Annotated in this window: 17 protein-coding genes; 6 read left to right on the top strand and 11 right to left on the bottom strand. The window is 68.0% G+C overall.

Annotation, left to right across the window (positions count from 1 at the left end):
* Positions 1–34 precede the first annotated feature (34 nt).
* Positions 35–964 (bottom strand): aromatic amino acid exporter YddG, encoded by a 930-nt coding sequence (yddG, locus tag ACODS4_RS17410; RefSeq protein ID WP_488865852.1) that lies wholly within the window; start codon positions 962–964, stop codon positions 35–37.
* A 127-nt stretch (positions 965–1,091) separates the two neighbouring features.
* On the opposite strand from yddG, the gene ACODS4_RS17405 reads away from it, so the two are divergent.
* Positions 1,092–2,063, top strand: coding sequence for a glutathione S-transferase family protein (locus ACODS4_RS17405; protein ID WP_488865850.1), 972 nt, complete (start codon positions 1,092–1,094; stop codon positions 2,061–2,063).
* On the opposite strand, the gene ACODS4_RS17400 is transcribed toward ACODS4_RS17405, so the two are convergent.
* Together ACODS4_RS17400 and ACODS4_RS17395 are read right to left on the bottom strand one after the other, a co-directional pair.
* A complete protein-coding gene (locus ACODS4_RS17400; RefSeq protein WP_488865848.1) occupies positions 2,051–2,425 on the bottom strand; it encodes a hypothetical protein in 375 nt (124 codons plus the stop codon). The two genes, ACODS4_RS17405 and ACODS4_RS17400, sit on opposite strands and share 13 nt — an antisense overlap.
* Before the next feature lie 98 nt (positions 2,426–2,523).
* Positions 2,524–2,907, bottom strand: coding sequence for a response regulator (locus ACODS4_RS17395; protein ID WP_488865847.1), 384 nt, complete (start codon positions 2,905–2,907; stop codon positions 2,524–2,526).
* 212 nt (positions 2,908–3,119) lie between these two features.
* On the opposite strand from ACODS4_RS17395, the gene ACODS4_RS17390 reads away from it, so the two are divergent.
* A complete protein-coding gene (locus ACODS4_RS17390; RefSeq protein ID WP_488865845.1) occupies positions 3,120–5,099 on the top strand; it encodes a PP2C family protein-serine/threonine phosphatase in 1,980 nt (659 codons plus the stop codon).
* Positions 5,100–5,203: 104 nt separating this feature from the next.
* Entirely contained in the window at positions 5,204–6,295 is a 1,092-nt protein-coding gene (ada, locus tag ACODS4_RS17385; protein ID WP_488865843.1) for a bifunctional DNA-binding transcriptional regulator/O6-methylguanine-DNA methyltransferase Ada, read from the top strand.
* A 3-nt stretch (positions 6,296–6,298) separates the two neighbouring features.
* Here ada and ACODS4_RS17380 read toward each other — a convergent pair whose 3' ends face one another.
* From ACODS4_RS17380 to hpxZ, 8 genes are all read right to left on the bottom strand, one after another.
* Positions 6,299–6,970, bottom strand: coding sequence for a cysteine hydrolase family protein (locus tag ACODS4_RS17380; protein WP_488865841.1), 672 nt, complete (start codon positions 6,968–6,970; stop codon positions 6,299–6,301).
* Positions 6,971–7,002: 32 nt separating this feature from the next.
* On the bottom strand, positions 7,003–8,544 hold the full coding sequence (locus ACODS4_RS17375) for an ABC transporter ATP-binding protein (protein WP_488865839.1): 1,542 nt from the start codon (positions 8,542–8,544) through the stop codon (positions 7,003–7,005).
* On the bottom strand, positions 8,541–9,224 hold the full coding sequence (biuH, locus tag ACODS4_RS17370) for a biuret amidohydrolase (RefSeq protein ID WP_488865837.1): 684 nt from the start codon (positions 9,222–9,224) through the stop codon (positions 8,541–8,543). The genes ACODS4_RS17375 and biuH overlap by 4 nt, the downstream gene beginning before the upstream one ends.
* A gap of 53 nt (positions 9,225–9,277) precedes the next feature.
* Complete coding sequence (locus ACODS4_RS17365; RefSeq protein ID WP_488865835.1) at positions 9,278–10,204, bottom strand: ABC transporter permease; 927 nt, start codon at positions 10,202–10,204, stop codon at positions 9,278–9,280.
* Position 10,205: 1 nt separating this feature from the next.
* Positions 10,206–11,288, bottom strand: a complete 1,083-nt coding sequence (locus ACODS4_RS17360; protein ID WP_488865833.1) for an ABC transporter permease — start codon at positions 11,286–11,288, stop codon at positions 10,206–10,208.
* Positions 11,289–11,346: 58 nt separating this feature from the next.
* Positions 11,347–12,474, bottom strand: a complete 1,128-nt coding sequence (locus tag ACODS4_RS17355) for a BMP family ABC transporter substrate-binding protein (RefSeq protein WP_488865832.1) — start codon at positions 12,472–12,474, stop codon at positions 11,347–11,349.
* Between the two features lie 354 nt (positions 12,475–12,828).
* On the bottom strand, positions 12,829–13,548 hold the full coding sequence (locus ACODS4_RS17350) for a GntR family transcriptional regulator (RefSeq protein ID WP_488865830.1): 720 nt from the start codon (positions 13,546–13,548) through the stop codon (positions 12,829–12,831).
* A gap of 117 nt (positions 13,549–13,665) precedes the next feature.
* Positions 13,666–14,103 (bottom strand): oxalurate catabolism protein HpxZ, encoded by a 438-nt coding sequence (hpxZ, locus tag ACODS4_RS17345; RefSeq protein WP_488865828.1) that lies wholly within the window; start codon positions 14,101–14,103, stop codon positions 13,666–13,668.
* Positions 14,104–14,287: 184 nt separating this feature from the next.
* Between hpxZ and ACODS4_RS17340 the strand changes: the two genes are divergently transcribed.
* Genes ACODS4_RS17340 through atzF form a run of 3 tightly spaced genes read left to right on the top strand, consistent with a single transcriptional unit; the run spans position 14,288 to position 17,775 of the window.
* The gene (locus ACODS4_RS17340) at positions 14,288–14,509 is read left to right on the top strand and encodes a DUF4089 domain-containing protein (RefSeq protein ID WP_488865826.1); all 222 of its coding nucleotides are present in this window, start codon (positions 14,288–14,290) and stop codon (positions 14,507–14,509) included.
* Positions 14,506–15,918, top strand: a complete 1,413-nt coding sequence (locus ACODS4_RS17335) for an AtzE family amidohydrolase (RefSeq protein ID WP_488865824.1) — start codon at positions 14,506–14,508, stop codon at positions 15,916–15,918. The genes ACODS4_RS17340 and ACODS4_RS17335 overlap by 4 nt, the downstream gene beginning before the upstream one ends.
* 39 nt (positions 15,919–15,957) lie before the next feature.
* Entirely contained in the window at positions 15,958–17,775 is a 1,818-nt protein-coding gene (gene atzF / locus ACODS4_RS17330; protein ID WP_488865822.1) for an allophanate hydrolase, read from the top strand.
* Positions 17,776–18,036: the final 261 nt, after the last annotated feature.

Raw genomic sequence — 18,036 nt, 5'->3', positions numbered from 1 at the left:
GACCTTGGTACGACGCGCACGCAAAAAATCGTCGTTACTTTTTGCGGATAACGTTCCAACTGGCCAGCAAGGCGCCGCCGCCAATCAGGGCGCAAGCGGCCCACACGGTCCAACCGCCAACCGCTTGCCCGGTGACGATCAGCAACAGCGTGGACGCTGGCGGAACGGCGTAGGACAGCACGCCGAGCGCCCGTATGTCGCCGCGTTTCATGCCGTGATCCCACAGGAAAAAGGCCAGCCCGTCCGGTCCGACCCCCAGCGCCACCAGGGCCAGCCACGCCCAACCCTGCGGCATGACAGTCGTTTCCAAGACGAAATGACAAGCCAACCCCAACAGCGCTGTCACCAGACAAAAGCCGCTGACTGCTTCGGTCGGAACGTTTCCGAAACGACGGGATAGAACCGAATAGCCGCCCCAGATCACCGCCGCCGCCAGGGCCGAGGCGTAGGCCCACAGATGATCCCCGGCCAGCGACAGCCCGCCGCCACGCCCAATGACGATCAGCGCCGTTCCCGCCAAGCCGCACAGCGCGCCCAGACTATGAGCGGGTTTCAGACGCTCCCCCGGCAACAGGGCGGAGAACAGGACGACGCACAGCGGCCACAGGTAATTCAGCAAATTGACCTCCACCGCCGCGTCGGGCGCAAGGTGGAAGGCCAGGAAATAAAAGGCGTGATACCCGAACAGCCCAGCCACCCCGACCAACCAGACCGGCCAAGGCTGGCGCAACACGCCGATCACGTCGCGCCCGCGCAACAACCCGCCGACGCTCCCCGTCAGAAAGGCCAGTCCGAAGGTGGTGGCGATCATCTGGAAGGGCGGCAGGCCGCTGGCCAGCGTGGTCAGCAACCCCGCCGACGCCCACAGCAGGATCGCCACCGATCCAACGGCGGTGGCGCGCTGAATGTCGGAGGAGGAGCGGGCGGCGGGCAGGGCGGCGGCGGGGAGAGCGCTGGCGGTCATTGCGGTTGGATAGCCGGGCCTTTGGCGGCGCACAAGATCGCCATCGTCACGTCTGGGTTGCCAAAAAGCTTGCGCGCCCTGCGTCCCAATGCTCCGCTGGGGCGGCAACGCGAAAGGGGTGAGGACCATGGGGCTGATGATCGAGGGTCGCTGGCACGACCAGTGGTACGACACCAAAAGCACCGGCGGCGCGTTCGTCCGCACCGAGGCGCAGTTCCGTGACCGGATCACGGCCGACGGCTCCGGCCCCTTTCCGGCGCAGGCCGGGCGCTACCACCTGTTCGTTTCGCTGGCCTGCCCGTGGGCGCACCGGACCTTGATTTTTCGGGCGCTCAAGGGCTTGGACGCGGTGATCGGCGTCAGCGTCGTTGATCCGCTGATGCTGAGCGAGGGCTGGGCGCTGCCTGCGCCGGACCCGATCACCGGCGCGACGCGCCTCTTCGAGGTCTACGCCAAGGCCAAACCGGACTACACGGGCCGGGTGACGGTGCCGGTCCTGTGGGACATGGCGACCGGGCGCATCGTCAACAACGAGTCGGCGGAGATCATCCGCATGCTCAACAGCGCTTTTGACTCGATCACGGGAAATCATGCCGACTATTGCCCGGCGGATCTGTTGGAGGCGATCGACCAGACCAACGCCTTCGTTTATGACCGCGTCAACAACGGCGTTTACAAGGCCGGTTTCGCCACGGCCCAGGACAAGTATGAAGCCGCCTTCGACGCCTTGTTCGCCGCGTTGGACGAACTGGACGCGCGGCTGTCCAGTCAGCGCTGGCTGGTCGGCAATCGGTTGACGGAGGCGGATTGGCGGCTGTTCACCACGCTGGTTCGTTTCGACGCCGTGTATGTCGGCCATTTCAAATGCAACCAGCGACGGATCGCCGATTACCCAAACCTGTCGGGCTATCTGCGCGATCTTTACCAAATTCCCGGCATCGCCGCGACCGTCGATTTCGGCCACATCAAGCGGCATTATTACGGCAGCCACCCCACCATCAACCCGACGGGAATTGTCCCGAAGGGGCCGATTCTGGAGCTGGACGCGCCGCATGGGCGCGAGCGGCTCGGCCCCAGCTTTGAGGCTCAGGGCTTGTAACAGCGGGCCATGTCTTCGGGGCTGCCCATCGCTTCACATTGGTAGCCGTTGGAGAATTTGAAGCGCAGCGGCCCGGTTTTGCGAACGCTGACCACGGTCTTGCCCTCGCCATCCTCGAACGCCACCCAGGCGGTGGCGTCGAAATGGGTCTTCAAGCCGTTGCTCAAAGTCACGCGGCCCTGTTTGTCTTTGCGCACCTGAACGCCGCTGCTGAACAGCAGGTTCGGGCCGTCGTTCTTGGCGGCCAACCCATTGGTGCAGTTGACGCCTTCCGGCATGACCGCGACGCATTCATAGGCGTTGGGCTGACCGGCGGTCAGCACCATGGCGTAAACGGCGACTTCCAGGATGTTCATGGACATGACGACCCGTCCGACAATGAGATGACGGGCATAATGGTGGGAGAGGTTCGGTTACGAAAACAATAATAATGTGGATCAGGATGTTTTCTTGCGCTGGCTCATTCGCCCAGCAGCTTCGTCAACTTGTCGGCCAACGAGGCGGTGGTCACGGGCTTGACCAGATATCCGGCGGCCCCGGCGCGCAGAGCGGCCATCACGATGTCGGATTCATTGTGTTTGGTCAGCATGATGACCGGCGCGTCGGCGCACAGGGCGCTGTCGCGTGACCGCAGGCTTTCCAGAAAGGCCAAGCCGTCCAGCGGCGCCATCTCCACATCGCACAAGATCAGATCGAACGCCACGCGGTCGCAGCGGGCCAGCGCCTCAGCCCCGTCCGCCGCCTCCGCCACAAACCCGACGCCCAGTTGCCGCAAGAGCCGCAAGGTGGCGGAGCGGGCGACGATTTCATCCTCGACCACCAGGATGGAGCGTGACGCGAACATTGCGGGCGGCCTCTCCAACGATGACAACCAAACATTCCTATGAGTGTAGCGGTTTCATCGCCCAAACAAAACAACTGGCGCCATGGGCGGCCGAGTTGATTTTCTCATAGAATTGATCCACCAGGGTCCGAGATCGCCCCCGCGCCTGGACTTGTGCGTCGCACCTCGGTAGAAGCGGTGAGAGAACAGGCACGAAGGGCGGGCGATTTCCCATGACGTTTCAACAACGTTTGATCCTGCTGGTGACGGGACTGGTGCTGATGGCGGTGGTCGCGATCACCGCCGCGCTGGCCTGGACGACGCAGGGCGCCCTGTCCGAGCGGATTGAAAGCGATGGCCGGATGACCGCCGGTTTGCTGGCCCGCGCCGCGAGCCAAACGCGCGACATCCCGCGCGAGGTGGAAATCCTGCTGGGTGAACGCCTGCTGTCGGAAGCGACGTTGACCGCCCATCTGGTGGCGCTGGCCGAAAGCGCCAAACTGCCCCCCAAATCGATTTCCGAGCGGTTGAAGCAGATCGCCGAGTTGGGCGGCCCGGATGAAATGTGGATCACCGACAATCGGGGCCGCGCCTATCTGCACAATCTGCCTGGCCCCGACCCGCTGTTTGGCCAGGATTTCAAAGGGCAACCGCGCCACGCCGCATACACTGGCTTGTTGAACCGCAACCCAACCTCGTTGATTTCCGACGCGGCGGTCGAGGGCGGCAAGCTGATGAAGTTCGCCGGGGTCGCCGGGGTGGACAAAGCGCGCATCGTCCAGGTCGGCGCCGACGTCAAACGTCTGGCCGACATCGCCAAGAAAGCCGGGCCGGATGGGTTGATCGACGCCCTGTTGGCCAGTCGCGCCGTGGAAGCCGCGTGGCTGCTCGACCGTGACGGCCGGGTGGTGGCGCGGGGCGCGGTGATTGGCGAGACGGGCGGCGGTCCGTTGTCGGCGGCGGGAACCGACGCGGCGAAGGCGGCGGCGGTGGACGGCGGCGACGTTCGCGTCGTCAACGACGGCGACAGCGTGTTGGCGCTGGCCCCGATCAAGGCCGGAGCCAGCGGGCAGGGCGTTCCCGCCGTGGCCGTGGTCCGTCTGCCCGCCGGGGAGGCGGCGCTGATGCTGCGCCGTCAGTTGAAGATCGGCGGGTTGCTGGGCGTCGTGGCGTTGTCGCTGGGCATCTACAGTTCGGTGCGCTTCGCCCGTCGCCAGATGGCTCCCATTGAACGGTTGAGCGAAGCGGTGGCGGCGGTCGAGGCCGGGCGATTCAACCCCTTCACTTTGAACGAAGCGACCGAGCGCGACGACGAATTCGGGCGGCTGTCGCGCGTTTTCCGCAGCATGGCGTTGGAAGCCACGGCGCGCGAAGAGACGCTGGACTCCCAGCTTTTGATGCGCAGCGCCGAGTTGGAGACCAAAAGCGAAAAGCTGAGCGCCGCCGAACATCTGATCGAGGGAGAGCAGCGCGCCGCCCGCGACGTGCAGGCGAATCTGCTGCCGCGTCAGCTTCCCGCCGGTCGCGACAGCCAATATTTCGCGGCGTTGGTTCCCGCCGACATGGTCAGCGGCGATTTTTACGACGTGATCGAACTGGACGAGCGCACGGTGTTGCTGGTCACGGTGGGGGTGTCGGGCGGTGGGGTTCCCGCCGCCTTCTTGATGCTGATGGTGCGCGGGGCGATCCGTGAGTTGGCCCGTCCGGGCGTCTCGCCCGCCGCCATTCTGGCGGGCGCGAACGAACGGATGGGCAGCGAAAGCCCGTTTGACGGTTTCGCCACAGCCTTCGTCGCCGTCTATGACCGGGTGACGGGCAGCCTGCGCCACGCCGCCGCCGGTCTGCCAGGGGCCTGCCTCATTCTGGCCGATGGCGCGGTGGAGCTGTTGATCGAGGCGGGCGGCCCCGCTTTGGGCGTGCGCAAGACCGCGCCCTACGCCGAGGCGACGACGGTGCTGAATCAGGACGACACGCTGTTCCTGTGCACCGATGGCGTTCTGAACACCACGGACGCCCAGCGCACGCCCTTCGCCGCCGAACGGTTGGGAGCCGTGCTTCAACAAGGCCGGGTGTTGTCCGCCCGCGACCGCGCCGAGATGGTGCTGCGCGCGGTCGAGGCGCACGCTGGTCCGGATGGGGTGAGCGGCGATCTGCTCTGTCTGGTGCTGCGCCGTCTGCTGCCCGTCGCGGTCGATGGCGAGGCGCAGGCGTAATTCGACCGCAAGGGGCGGGGTGTTCGGCGGGACGCGCGCGGGCAGACTTCCAAGCGTCGTCAGCCCCGGCGGTTCGGGGCTGACCTTGGTGAAGGAACCGTGTCATGAGCCAGCCGCCGCCTTTTCCGTCCGATAAAACCGGTGAAAGCTCGGACGCCGAACGCTGGGAGGCCGTGCGGCGGCGGGACCGCGCGGCGGATGGCCGCTTCGTCTACGCCGTGGCGACCACCGGGGTTTATTGCAAGCCATCCTGTCCGTCGCGCCCGGCCAAGCGGGAAAACGTCAGCTTCCACCCGACCAACGCGGCGGCGGAGGCGGCGGGATTCCGGCCTTGCAAGCGTTGCCGCCCAACCGAAAGCGGCGCCGACGACCGCCACGCCGACGGGGTGGCCCAAGCCTGCCGCCGGATCGAACAGGCGGCGCGCGACGGCGACCCTACGCCGACCTTGTCGGAACTGGCGGCGCTCAGCGGCCTGTCGCCCTTCCATTACCACCGGGTGTTCAAGGCCATCGCCGGGGTGACGCCGAAGGGCTTCGCCAACGCCTGCAAGGCGGCGCTGGCCCGCCAGGGGTTGGCGCAAGGCCGGGCGGTGACGGAAACCATCTATGACGCCGGTTATTCGTCGTCCAGCCGCTTTTACGACGGGGCGACGGAGCGGTTGGGAATGCGCCCGTCGGATTACCGGGCGGGCGGGCGCGGGGCGGAAATCCGCTTCGCCATCGCCGCCTGTTCGCTGGGCGACGTGCTGGTCGCGGCCACCGACAAGGGGGTGTGCGCCGTCCAGTTCGGCGACGATCCGCAGCGCTTGGCGGAAGCGCTCCAGGACCGTTTCCCCAAGGCGCGGCTGGTCGGCGGCGACGCGCGGTTCGAGGCGATGGTGGCGGCGGTGATCGGCGTGATCGAACGCCCGGCGCAGGGCTGCGATCTGCCGTTGGACATTCAGGGCACCGCGTTCCAGCACCGGGTGTGGCAGGCGCTGCGCGCCATTCCCGCAGGCTCCACCGCCAGCTACGCCGACATCGCCCAACAGATCGGCCAGCCCAAAGCCGTCCGCGCCGTCGCGCGGGCCTGCGCCGCCAACCCGACCGCCGTCGTCATCCCCTGCCACCGGGTGGTGCGCGCCGACGGCGCCCTGTCCGGCTACGCCTGGGGCGTCGAACGGAAACGGGCGCTGCTGGACCGCGAGGGGGCGTGACGGTCAGGGGAGGGGAGGCAGGGCCGCCAACACGGCGTCGCTGGACGCGGTCCAGCCGACGATGCCGCCCTGGGCGCGGATCATCGCCAGGGTGGCGGCCTTGAAGTCCGGGAAATAGCTGTCGGTCGCGTCCTCCACCAACAGGCATTCATAGCCCCGGTCGTTGGCCTCGCGCATCGTGGTTTGCACGCACACCTCCGTGGTGACGCCCGCGAAGAGCAGATGGGTGACGCCCAGTTCGGTCAGTCGTTCGCGCAGCGGGGTGGCGTGGAAGGCGCCCTTGCCCGGCTTTTCGATCACGATTTCGCCGGGCAGCGGGGCCAGTTCGGGAATGATGGCGGCGCCGGGTTCGCCCGACACCAGAATGCGGCCCATCGGCCCGGCGTCGCCGATGGTCAGCGGGCCGCGCCCCCGCTCCAGCTTGGACGGCGGGCAGTCGGACAGGTCGGGGCGGTGGGCCTCTTGCGTGTGGATGATCGGCAGCCCACGGGCGCGGAAGGCGTCGAGCAGGGCGCGGGTCGGCGCGATGGACGGGGCGAGGCGGCGGACGTCGTTGCCCAGCGCCTCGCCAAAGCCGCCCGGCTCCAGAAAATCACGCTGCATGTCGATGACGATCAGCGCCGTCCGGCCAAGCGGAAATTCATAGGCGTAGGGCAGGGCGTCGATGGTCAGCATGGTTGGCGGTCTCCAAGGGGAAGGGGGGCGGGTCAGTGACCGGCCATGCAGCGCCCGATCACCGTCAGGTCGGCGGCGGCGGGGGTGGTTTCGTGGACGATGACGCCGCGCGACATCACCACCAGCCGGTCGGACAGCTCCAACAGCTCGTCGAGATCCTCGCTGACCAGCAGCACGGCGGTTCCCCGGTTGCGCGCCTCGACGATCTGGGCGTGGATGTCGGCGACCGCCGCGAAATCCAGCCCAAACACCGGGTTGGCGGCGATCAGCACATCGACGTCGCGCGACAGCTCCCGCGCCAGAACGGCGCGCTGGACGTTGCCGCCCGACAGGGTGGCGATGGGCGCCTCCGGCCCAGTGGTCTTGACGCGGTAGCGGGCGATCAGGTCGCGCGCCGCCCGGCGCATCGCCGCCAGATCCAGCCACCAGCCGCCGCGCGCCAGCGGCGCCTCGTCAAAGCAACGAAAGGCCATGTTCTCGGCGACGCTCATGCCCGGCACGCAGGCGTTGCGCAGCGGCTCTTCGGGCAGGCAATGGACCTTGTGGCGGCGGATGTCGGCGCGGTCGGCGGCGTAAAGCTCGCCATGGACCCGCAGGCTGCCGCCGGTCGCCGTCCGTTGCCCGGCCAGCACCTGCACCAGCTCGACCTGTCCGTTCCCCGACACCCCGGCGACGCCGACGATTTCGCGCGCGTGGACCTGCAAATCAACCCCGCGCAGGGCGGGCATTCCGGCCTCGTCGTCGGCGCGCAACCCGGCGACGGCGAGCCGAACCTCGTCCGTCGGCGCGCCGTCGCGCGCGGCGGGTGCGGCGATGGCGGATTCGCCGATCATCAGGCGGGCGAGGCTGTCGGGCGTGTGGGCGGCGACCGACCCGGTTCCGGCCAGCTTGCCCCGGCGCAGAACGGTGACGTCGTCGGCGAAGGCCATCACCTCGCGGAATTTGTGGGTGATGATGAGCACGGTCAAACGCCCGGCCAGCGCCATGGCGCGGATCAGCCCCAACGTCTCGTCCGCCTCGTCGGGGGTGAGGACGGAGGTCGGCTCGTCCAAAATCAGGATGCGGGCCTTGAGGTAGAGCTGTTTGACGATCTCCGCCTTTTGCTTGTCGCCCGCCGCCAGCGCGGCGACCGGCGCGTCGATGTCGATGCGGAAGGGCATGGTGGCGAGAAAGGCGGCCAGCGCCGCCCGTTCCGCCGCCCAATCAATCACGGCGGGGACCGAGGCGCGGGCCATCACCAGATTTTCCAGCACCGTCATGCGCGGCACCAGGGTGAAATGCTGGTACACCATGCCCAGCCCATGGGTTTGCGCCGCGCGTGGATCGCCGATCACCACCTCGTGGTTGTCGACCAGCACCGCGCCGTCGTCGGGCCGGTAAAAGCCCATGACGCATTTGACCAGCGTGCTTTTCCCCGCCCCGTTTTCGCCGAGCAGGGCGTGGACGCTGCCGGGGCGCAGCTTGATCGACACGCAATCCAGCGCGGTGAAGGCGCCGAAACGCTTGGTCAGGGCGACGGCCTCCAGGGCGGGGGCGGTGATCTCGGCGGGCAGGGGGCGGGTCATCTCGTTCATGGCAGGGCCTCGATGAAAGCCGGGGACGCGCTGACCGACCCGAACACGCCGCCTTGCATCTTGACCATTTTGACGGCGGCGGCGTGGTTGCCGGGATCGGTCGCGCCGCAGCAATCCTCCAGCAACAGGCACTCGAACCCCCGGTCGTTGGCCTCGCGCATCGTCGTGTGGACGCACACGTCGGTGGTGATGCCGGTCAGCACGAGGTTGCGGACGCCGCGCGCCGTCAGGATCAATTCCAGATCGGTGGCGCAAAAGCTGCCCTTGCCGGGCTTGTCGATGATCGGTTCGCCGGGCAGCGGGGCCAGTTCGGGGATGATCTCCCACCCCGGTTCGCCGCGCACCAGAATGCGCCCGCATGGCCCCGGATCGCCGATCCCCGCGCCGATCCGTCGCGACCGCCAACGCTTGTTGGCGGGCAGGTCCGACAGGTCGGGGCGGTGCCCCTCGCGCGTGTGGATGACGGCGTAGCCCTTGGCCCGCATGGCGGCCAGCACCGCCTTGATCGGTTCGATCGGCGCGCGGGTCAGCGACAGATCATAGCCCATGGCGTCGACATAGCCGCCGACGCCGCAGAAATCCGTCTGCATGTCGATGACGATCAAGGCCGTGTTGGCGGGCGTCAGGGCGCCGTTGTAGGGCCACGGGTAGGGATCGGCGGGGATGAAGCGTTCGACCATGGCGGGCGGTCTCCTGAGGTCTGGTGTCGTGGTGTGAGCCTCGGGCGCGGGCGTCACCGCGTGACCGACAGCTCCGCCGGCGCGCCGGCCAGACGGTGGCGGGACGAGGAGGTGGCGATCATGATGGCGAGCGTCAGGACGTAGGGCGCGGCGTTGAACAGGTAATAACCCTGCGTCACCCCGACCGATTGCAGGGCCGGACCCAGCGCGCTGGCCCCGCCGAACAGCAGGGAGGCCCAGACGCACAGCATCGGATCCCAGCGGGCGAAGATCACCAGCGCCACCGCCGTGACGCCCTGGCCGCTCGACAGCCGTTCGTTCCAGCTTCCCGGATAATGCAGCGACAGGAAGGAACCGCCGACACCGGCCAGAAAGCCGCCGCAAGCGGTGGCGAGCAGGCGGACCTGGTTGATCTTGTAGCCCATGGCGCGGGCGGCCTCGGCGCTTTCGCCGACGATGCGCAGAACCATGCCCCAGCGGGTGTTGCGCAACCCCCACAGCAGCAGCGGGGCCAAACCCAGCCCGACGAGAAACAGCGCGTTGACCTGAAGGGCGGAGCGCACCTGCGCCGACCCGCTCCACCAGCCAAAGGAAATGGCGGGAAGCTGCGGCGCTTGCGGTTGAATGAAGGGCTTGCCCAGGAAGAAGGCCAGCCCGGTGCCCAGCAGCATCAGGGCGATGCCGACGGCGATGTCGTTCACCCGTTCCAGCCCGCAAATCGAAGCGTGCAGCGCGCCGAAGGCGGTTCCCGCCAACCCGGCGGCGAGCACGCCCAGCCACGGGTCGCCGCTGCCGTAGGAGACGGCGTAGGCGGTCATCGCCCCCATCACCAGCGTGCCTTCCAGCCCCAGATTGATCCGCCCGCTTTTCTCGGTCAGGCATTCGCCCAAACTGACGAACAGAAAGGGGGTGGAAATGCGGATCGCCCCGGCCAGCACCGCCAGCGGCACGCCCCACCACCCCAGAGATCCATCATCCATGTCAGGCTTCCTTTGCGGCGGCGGGGAGGATTGGGGCGGGGGCGAACAGGCGGACGCGGCCCTGCATCGCCTCGCTGGCCAGCAGGACGACGAAGATGATGCCCTGGAACACCAGGACGGAAGCGTCGGGCAGGCCAAGCCGCCGTTGCAGCAGCCCGCCGCTGGCCCCGATGCCGCCGAACAGAATGGCGACCGGAATCACCGCCAGCGGGTTTTGCCGGGCGAGAAAGGCGACAAGGACGCCGGTGGAGCCGTACCCGGCGACCAGCGCGGCGTTGGCCCGGCCATGCACGGCGGCGACCTCGACCATCCCGGCCAGCCCCGCCGCCGCCCCGGCCAGCGCCGTGGTGACGATCAACAGCCGCCCGACCGGCAGCCCGGCCATCCGGGCGGCGCGCGGGTTGCCGCCGACCATGCGGGCGGCGAAGCCGAACACCGTCCGACTCATCAACACCCAGGCGGCGACGGCGCAGAGCACGCCCAGAACCAGCCCCCAATGCACGTCCATTCCCGGCAACGGGCCGATTTGATAGGCCTCGGCCAGCGGCGCCGTGGATGGCTTGTTGAGGCTGGCGGGATCCTTCAGCGGCCCTTCGACCATGTGGTTCATCACCGCGATGGCGATGTAGGTCAGCAGCAGGCTGGAGATGGTTTCGTTGACGCCGCGCCGGTGGCGCAGCGCCCCGACCCCGCCGATCAGCGCCGCCCCGGCGGCCATCCCCGCCAGCCCCATGGCTCCCATCACCAATGCGACCGGCGCGCCGTCCAGCGCCACCCCGGTGGCCGCCGCCGCCAAGCCGCCCAACACCAGCGCCCCTTCGCCGCCGATGACGACCAACCCAAGTTGGGCGGGCAGGGCGGTGCACAGCGCGGTGAGAATCAACGGCGCCGCCCGCGTCAGCGTGTTCTGCCAGGAGAACCAGGAGCCGAAGGCCCCCCGGTACATCAACTCATAAACCTCAAGCGGGTTGACGCCGACCAGCGCGACGAAGGCGCCGAACAGCGCCAGAGACGCCAGCAGCGCCGCCCCCGGCACGATCAGCGCGGTCAACAGCGCGGCGAGCGCGTTCATGATGCGGTCCATCGGCGGGACTCCGGCTGTTCTGCCCTCTCCCGCAATGGGAGAGGGCGAAGAGGTTGCGTCAGGCGAGGCTGCCGACCACGCCCTCGACCAGCCAATTCATCGATTCCAGGGCGATGTCGGTCTGGCCATGCTCCTTGCCCGCCGCGATCACGCTGTTGCCCTTGTTGTCCTTGATCGGCCCCTTGTAGATGACGAAGCTGCCATCCATGAATTTGGCCTTCACGGAATCCGCGTGCTTGCGGGCCGCGTCCGACACGGCGGCGCCGTAGGGGGAGGTTTTGATGATCCCCTCCTTCAAGCCGCCGCGCACGAGGTTGGGGATCTTGACCCCGCCTTGCGCCATCTTCACGTAATCGGTGTAGACCTTGGCCCAGTTCCATTCGGCCCCGGTCAGATAGCCTTTCGGGGCGAGCGTGGCTTGGCTGGCGTGGTAGCCGGTGCAGAAGACGCCGCGCTTTTCCGCCGTTTCGACGATCACCTTGGGGCTATCGACGTGGCAGGTGAGGACGTCCGCCCCCTGGTCAATCAGGCTGTTGGCGGCCTCGGCCTCCTTCACCGGCATGGACCAGTCGCCGGTGAAGATGACCGCCGTGGTGATCGTCGGATCGACCGAGCGGGCGCCCAGCGTGAAGGAGTTGATGTTGCGCAGCACTTGCGGGATCGGCTTGGCCGCGACGAAACCCAGCTTTTTGGATTTGCTGGAATAGGCGGCGACGATTCCGGACAGATATTGCGCCTCGTCGATGTAGCCGAAATAGCTGCCGGTGTTGGCCGGATGCTTGCCTGGAGTCCACAGCCCGCCGCAATGCAGAAAAGTCAGGTCGCCGTGCTTCTTGGCCTCTTTCAGCATGTGCGGGTCGAAATAACCGAAGGAGGTCGGGAACAGCAGCGACGCGCCGTCGAGATTTATCATGCTTTCCATGGTCTTTTCGACATCGACCGTTTCCGGCACCTTTTCCTCTTCCAGCACCTTGACGCCAGGCATCGCCTTGACGGCGGCGGCCCCTTCGGCGTGGGCCTGGTTGTAGCCGTAATCGTCGCGCGGCCCGACATAGATGAAGCCGATCACCAGATCCTTGGCCAGCGCCGACGTCCACGGCATTCCAGCCCCCAGCGCGCCCAAACCGCCGACGGCGGTCATCGTTTTCAAGACGGAGCGGCGGGAAAAACGCAGCGCGTTGCCCATGGTGAGTGTCCCCTTTTTCAAGTGAAGCTGGCTTGCCGGGGACTTCGCAAGCGCTGTGCCAGGAGACTGGATTGTTCCGAGATCGCCGGTTTCCGGGCGGATTGCATTCGAGAGGGGGCGGTTGCGGCGTGAGGCCGCGCCGCGATTGCCCAAACCCTGGTCGTTCGCCTGGAAACCGCCCTGATTTTCAGCAAAAACCATGGCCCGCTGTTCGCGGCGTCAGGGCGGAGGAGCGGAGATGTTCCATTTAATTTATTGATTTTAAAAGAAAATAGGGAATTTTTCAGCGGCTGTTCTCTGCATGCAGACGTGCATACAATACGGGCCGCGCATCTTGCGCCCCCGGAAACTCAGTCAGTTCGCAGACCGTCCGACATAGTCGGCGGACGCGCCGCCCACCGCCGTCACATGGACGCGCATGGCGTGATAGGCGGCTTCGCCGTCGCCCAACAGGATGGCGCGCACCACCGCGTCATGCTCCAACCAAGAGCGCGACAGACGACCGTCAAGGCGGAACTGGGCGCGGCGGAAGGGGCGCAGCCGTTGGCGGATCGCCTGGGCGGTCTCCGCCATGAAGTCATTGTGCGCCCCAGCGTAGATGGCCGAATGAAAGCGGGTGTTCAGGTTGTCGTAAGCCTCGCGGTCGCCGGATTCGGCGAGGGTTCCCGCCTCCGCGTGCAGGGCGGCCAGGGTTGCGCGTTCGGGTTCGGTCATGCGTCGGGCGGCGAAACGGGCGCACGCCGCCTCGATTTCGCCCATCACCTCGAACATTTCGGTCAGGCGTTCCGGGGTGATGGCGGTGACGATCACGCCCTTGTTGGGGCGAACCTGAACCAGCCCGGTGGCGGCCAGCAGCTTGAACGCCTCGCGCACCGGGGTGCGGGAGACGCCGAAGCGGGCGGCCAACTCCGTTTCGTCCAGCCGCACGCCGGGCAGCAAGCGTCCGTCAAGGATGTCGTCGGCCAACTGGCGGCGCAGCGTTTCCGCCAGCGTGCCGCGCGATTGGCGGTCGGTCGCTGGCGGGGCCGCGTCGTCGATGTCTTGATGCGGCCCCTGTGCGGTTCGCAGCATCATCGCGGGTGATTCCTTGTCCGTATAAAAGCGCGCGGGTTTGCCTCCCGTGTATACAGGAGCCGCCGCCCGCCAATCCAGAGGGCGTAAAAGCGCAAGCGGCGCGCGCGGGGCGGCGGCTCAGGCGGGCGGAGGTTCCGCGCCAATCGGCCCCAGGCTGACATGGGCGGCGACGATGCGCCAGCCCTCCGCCATCCGCACCCAGCTTTGGCTTTGCCAACCAACCCGCCCGGTGGCGACGCGGCGGTAGGCGCAGAGCGCGGTGGCGAAATTTTCGCCAAAGCTGGTGATGACCACCCGCTCCAACACCCGCGACAACCCGGCGACGTCGCGGTCGCGGCGAAAGGCGGCGATGGCGTCAAAGCCATAGGCCGGGCCGTCGGCACCGAAGCGCACCGTGCGGGGATCGCGCCAGAACAGGGCGTCGAGCGTGGCCACGTCGTTGCGCATCAGCGCGGCTTCATAGGCTTCAAAGGCTTCCGTCACCTCGGCCACCACGTCGGGACGGTTGACGTCGGGCGGGCAACTCTCGGATGGAAAGTGGATTGTCGCGGTCATGGCTCCTGTCTCCGTTCAATGAGCAAAGAGGGTGCAAGAGATCAAATTGCATGCAACACTGCATACAGATTAAGCGATGGGCTGTCACGCGACGTGGATTTCGCCGCTCTTTCCGCTGGTCCCGGATTTGCAATCCGTTTTGTCGTGCAAGGCCCATTCCGTTCTGTCCCGCCGGGAGTCCCCCATGAGCGCACCGCCCCCCGTCTTTGACCCGCTGGCCCATATGGAGGCTGTGGCCCCAACCTGCGGTCTGGTCATCGACCCGGCGCACAAGCCGGGGGTGGCGGCCTTTCTGACCTTGGCCCACAGCATGGCCACGGCGTTGCAGACCGCCCCGCTGCCCAACGACGCGCTGGATCCGGCCCCCGTCTTCCGTCCCGGCGTCTTCTATCCGGGTGAAGCGTGAGCGCCGCTCAAGCCGCCCTCGCGGGCGACGCGACCGGCATCGCCGAAGCGGTGCGCGCCGGAACCCTGTCCGCCAGCGCCGTGACCGAGGCGGTTCTCGACCGCATCGCCCGGCTCAACCCGCTGCTCAACGCCTTCACCGACGTGACCGCCGACCGGGCGCGGGCGGACGCGGCGGCGCTCGACGCCCGCCTTGCCGCCGGGGAAGCGGTTGGGCCGTTGGCCGGGATCCCGGTGGCGGTCAAGAATTTGCTGAACGTGCGCGGCCTGCCGACCCGCGCCGGATCCAAGATCAACCGCGAACGCCCGCCCGCCGCCTCCGACGCCGCGCTGTTGCAACGCCTAAGCCGGGCCGGGGCGATTCTGGTCGGCGGGTTGAACATGGGCGAATACGCCTATGACTTCACCGGGGAGAACGCCCATGACGGGGCCTGCCGCAACCCGCATGACCCGACGCGGATGACCGGCGGTTCGTCGTCCGGCTGCGGGGCGGCGACGGCGGCGGGGTTGGCCCCGCTGTCCTTGGGATCCGACACCAACGGCTCGATCCGCGTGCCGTCCTCGCTCTGCGGGATTTTCGGGTTGAAGCCGACCTATGGGCGCTTGACCCGCCACGGTTCCTTCCCCTTTTGCGACAGCCTGGACCATCTCGGCCCCTTCGCCCGGTCGGTCCGCGATCTGGCCCTGGTCTATGACCTGTTGCAAGGACCGGCGGAGGGCGACCACGCCTGCGCCGGGCGGGTGGTGGAGCCAACCCTCTCGGGCTTGAGCGCCGGGGCCGACGGGCTGCGCGTCGCCGTCGCCGGGGGCTATTTCGCGCGCGGCGGCCTGCCGGAGGCGCACGACGCGGTGGCGCGCGCGGCGGCGGCTCTGGGGGTTGAGCGGGTGGTCGATCTGCCCAGCGCCGCCTTGGGCCGGGCCGCCGCCTACATCATCACCAACGCCGAAAGCTCAGCCTTTCATCTGGAGCGGTTGCGGACGCGCGCCGCTGATTTCGATCCCGACACCCGCGACCGCTTCCTGGCCGGGGCGCTGCTGCCCGCCTCCTGGTATGTCCAGGCCCAGCGGGTGCGGCGCTGGCACCACGATCAAGCCATGGCTCTGTTCCAGGAGGTTGACGTGCTGCTCGCCCCGGCCACCCCCTGTGCGGCCCCGCTGGTCGGGCAAAAAACCATGGTGCTGGACGGCGTGGAACTGCCGGTGCGCCCGCACATGGGCCTGTTCACCCAGCCGATTTCCTGCATCGGCCTGCCGGTTTGCGCCGTGCCGATGGCGTTGCCGGGGGCCATGCCCATCGGCGTCCAGGTGATCGCCGCGCCCTGGCGGGAAGACCATTGCCTGCGCGTGGCGGCGGAACTGGAGCGGCGCGGCGTCGCCCGCGCGCCGCTGGCCGATCCAACGCTGTCTTAACCCATGCCTCCCCTTCCCAAAGCTCAGGAGTTTCCCCCGATGCAACCCATCTTCGGCGACGGCGCGGTTGGCAGCCTTGATTTCGCAGCGCTGGCGGACGGCTATCGCGCCGGGGTCTTCACCCCGACGGCGGTGGCGCAAGCGGTCTTGGCGCGAATCGCGGCGGCGGGCGAAGATCATGTCTGGATCAGCCGCGTTCCGTCAGACGCGCTGCTCGCCCGCGCGGCGGAGTTGACGGCGCTGACGGCGGCGGAGCGGGCCGCCCTGCCGCTGTACGGCCTGCCCTTCGCGGTGAAGGACAACATCGACGTCGCGGGTTTGCCGACGACCGCCGCTTGCCCGGAGTTCGCCTACAACCCCGACCGAACGGCGACCGCCGTGCGACGGCTGCTCGACGCCGGGGCGATGCTGATCGGCAAGACCAATCTGGACCAGTTCGCCACCGGGCTGGTTGGCGTGCGCTCTCCTTATGGGATTCCGCGCAACGCCATCGATCCGCTCTGCGTGCCGGGCGGGTCAAGCTCCGGTTCGGCGGTGGCGGTGGCGGTCGGGTTGGTCAGCTTCGCGCTGGGCACCGACACGGCGGGGTCGGGTCGGGTGCCCGCCGCCTTCAACAACATCGTCGGGCTGAAGCCGACCAAGGGGTTGGTCAGCGCGGCGGGGGTGGTTCCGGCCTGCCGCTCGCTCGATTGCGTGTCCATCTTCGCGCTGACGGTCGAAGACGCGATGGAGGCCCTGGCGGTGATGGCGGCGCCCGATCCGCTCGACGCCTACAGCCGCGCCGCGCCGACCGCGCCGTCCGCCCTGCGCGCGCCCTTTCGCTTCGGCGTGCCGCAGGATGAGCAGCTTCGGTTTTTTGGCGACGCCGAGGCCGAACGGCTCTACCGCGCCGCGCTCGCCCGTTTGACGGGGCTGGGCGGCGTGGCGGTGACGATCGACTTCGCCCCCTTCGCCGAAACCGCCGCCTTGCTCTACAGCGGCCCTTGGGTGGCGGAACGGACGGCGGCGGTCGGCGATTTTCTGGCGGCGCATCCAGACTCCGGCGTCCCCGTCACCCGCCGCATCATCGAGGGCGGGCGGGCGCGCGACGCCGTGGAGACCTTCCGCGCGTTCCACCGTCTGGAAGAGCTGCGCCGCGACATCGCGCCGGTGTGGGAAAGCATCGACGTCCTGGCCGTGCCGACCACCGGCACGATCTACACGGTGGACGAGGTGCTGGCCGATCCGGTGGCGCTCAACACCAACCTCGGCGCCTACACCAACTTCACCAATCTGCTTGATCTGTGCGGCATCGCCGTTCCGTCGGGCTTTCAGGCCGATGGCCGGTCGGCGGGCATCACCTTGATCGCCCCGGCCTTCCGGGAAACCGCCGTCGCGGCGGTCGCGGCGGCGGCCCACCGCGCCGCCGCTGTGACGTTGGGAGCCACAGGCGTGGCCACGCCGCCGCCGCGCCCCGTCACCTATGGAACGGAGCGGCTGATTCCCCTGCTGGTGCTGGGCGCGCATCTGTCCGGGCAACCGCTGAATCACCAACTGACCAGCGTGGGCGGGCGGTTGGTCGCCACGGCGCAGACCGCGCCCCGCTACCGCCTTTATGCGTTGCCCGGCCAACCCGCCCGCCCCGGCATGCTGCGGGTCGCCGATGGCGGCGTAGCCATTGAAGGCGAGATTTGGGAGCTGACGCCGGAAGCCTATGGCCGTTTCGTCGCCGCCATCCCGGCGCCGTTGGGGGTCGGCGCGGTGGAACTGGCCGATGGGCGTCGGGTCAGCGGTTTTCTGTGCGAGGCCGACGCCGTGACCGACGCGCCGGACATCTCCCATTTCGGCGGCTGGCGGGCCTACCGGGCGAGCCTCTGAACCGTCCTTCCGAAAAAAATGCGTTACGCCTGAAAAAAGGAGTTGCGTGGTGAAGTCGTCCCGCCTATAAAGCGCCTCCCGACGCGAACAGCGCCGACGCGGTCCGAACGGAGCGCGGGTGGCGAGGCGGCGGGGAGCCAGACAAACCGGCCAATGCGGCTCGGTCCTCTTTTGAGGGTTCGAGCGCGGCGTCTGTTTTGATCGTGGCGGGATTTTTGACAAGTGCATACCGTGTTGTGAGAAGGGATGCGCAGGCGGCGG

The sequence above is a fragment of the Azospirillum sp. FG154 genome, assembly GCF_057809575.1.
Note: the sequence above shows the minus strand (reverse complement) of the source record. Positions and strands in the feature narration are given on the sequence as shown.

Coding starts and splice junctions, on each gene's coding strand:
- yddG (WP_488865852.1), bottom strand. CDS start 964: ATGACCGCCAGCGCTCTCCCCGCCGCCGCCCTGCCCGCCGCCCGCTCC.
- ACODS4_RS17405 (WP_488865850.1), top strand. CDS start 1,092: ATGGGGCTGATGATCGAGGGTCGCTGGCACGACCAGTGGTACGACACC.
- ACODS4_RS17400 (WP_488865848.1), bottom strand. CDS start 2,425: ATGTCCATGAACATCCTGGAAGTCGCCGTTTACGCCATGGTGCTGACC.
- ACODS4_RS17395 (WP_488865847.1), bottom strand. CDS start 2,907: ATGTTCGCGTCACGCTCCATCCTGGTGGTCGAGGATGAAATCGTCGCC.
- ACODS4_RS17390 (WP_488865845.1), top strand. CDS start 3,120: ATGACGTTTCAACAACGTTTGATCCTGCTGGTGACGGGACTGGTGCTG.
- ada (WP_488865843.1), top strand. CDS start 5,204: ATGAGCCAGCCGCCGCCTTTTCCGTCCGATAAAACCGGTGAAAGCTCG.
- ACODS4_RS17380 (WP_488865841.1), bottom strand. CDS start 6,970: ATGCTGACCATCGACGCCCTGCCCTACGCCTATGAATTTCCGCTTGGC.
- ACODS4_RS17375 (WP_488865839.1), bottom strand. CDS start 8,544: ATGAACGAGATGACCCGCCCCCTGCCCGCCGAGATCACCGCCCCCGCC.
- biuH (WP_488865837.1), bottom strand. CDS start 9,224: ATGGTCGAACGCTTCATCCCCGCCGATCCCTACCCGTGGCCCTACAAC.
- ACODS4_RS17365 (WP_488865835.1), bottom strand. CDS start 10,204: ATGGATGATGGATCTCTGGGGTGGTGGGGCGTGCCGCTGGCGGTGCTG.
- ACODS4_RS17360 (WP_488865833.1), bottom strand. CDS start 11,288: ATGGACCGCATCATGAACGCGCTCGCCGCGCTGTTGACCGCGCTGATC.
- ACODS4_RS17355 (WP_488865832.1), bottom strand. CDS start 12,474: ATGGGCAACGCGCTGCGTTTTTCCCGCCGCTCCGTCTTGAAAACGATG.
- ACODS4_RS17350 (WP_488865830.1), bottom strand. CDS start 13,548: ATGATGCTGCGAACCGCACAGGGGCCGCATCAAGACATCGACGACGCG.
- hpxZ (WP_488865828.1), bottom strand. CDS start 14,103: ATGACCGCGACAATCCACTTTCCATCCGAGAGTTGCCCGCCCGACGTC.
- ACODS4_RS17340 (WP_488865826.1), top strand. CDS start 14,288: ATGAGCGCACCGCCCCCCGTCTTTGACCCGCTGGCCCATATGGAGGCT.
- atzF (WP_488865822.1), top strand. CDS start 15,958: ATGCAACCCATCTTCGGCGACGGCGCGGTTGGCAGCCTTGATTTCGCA.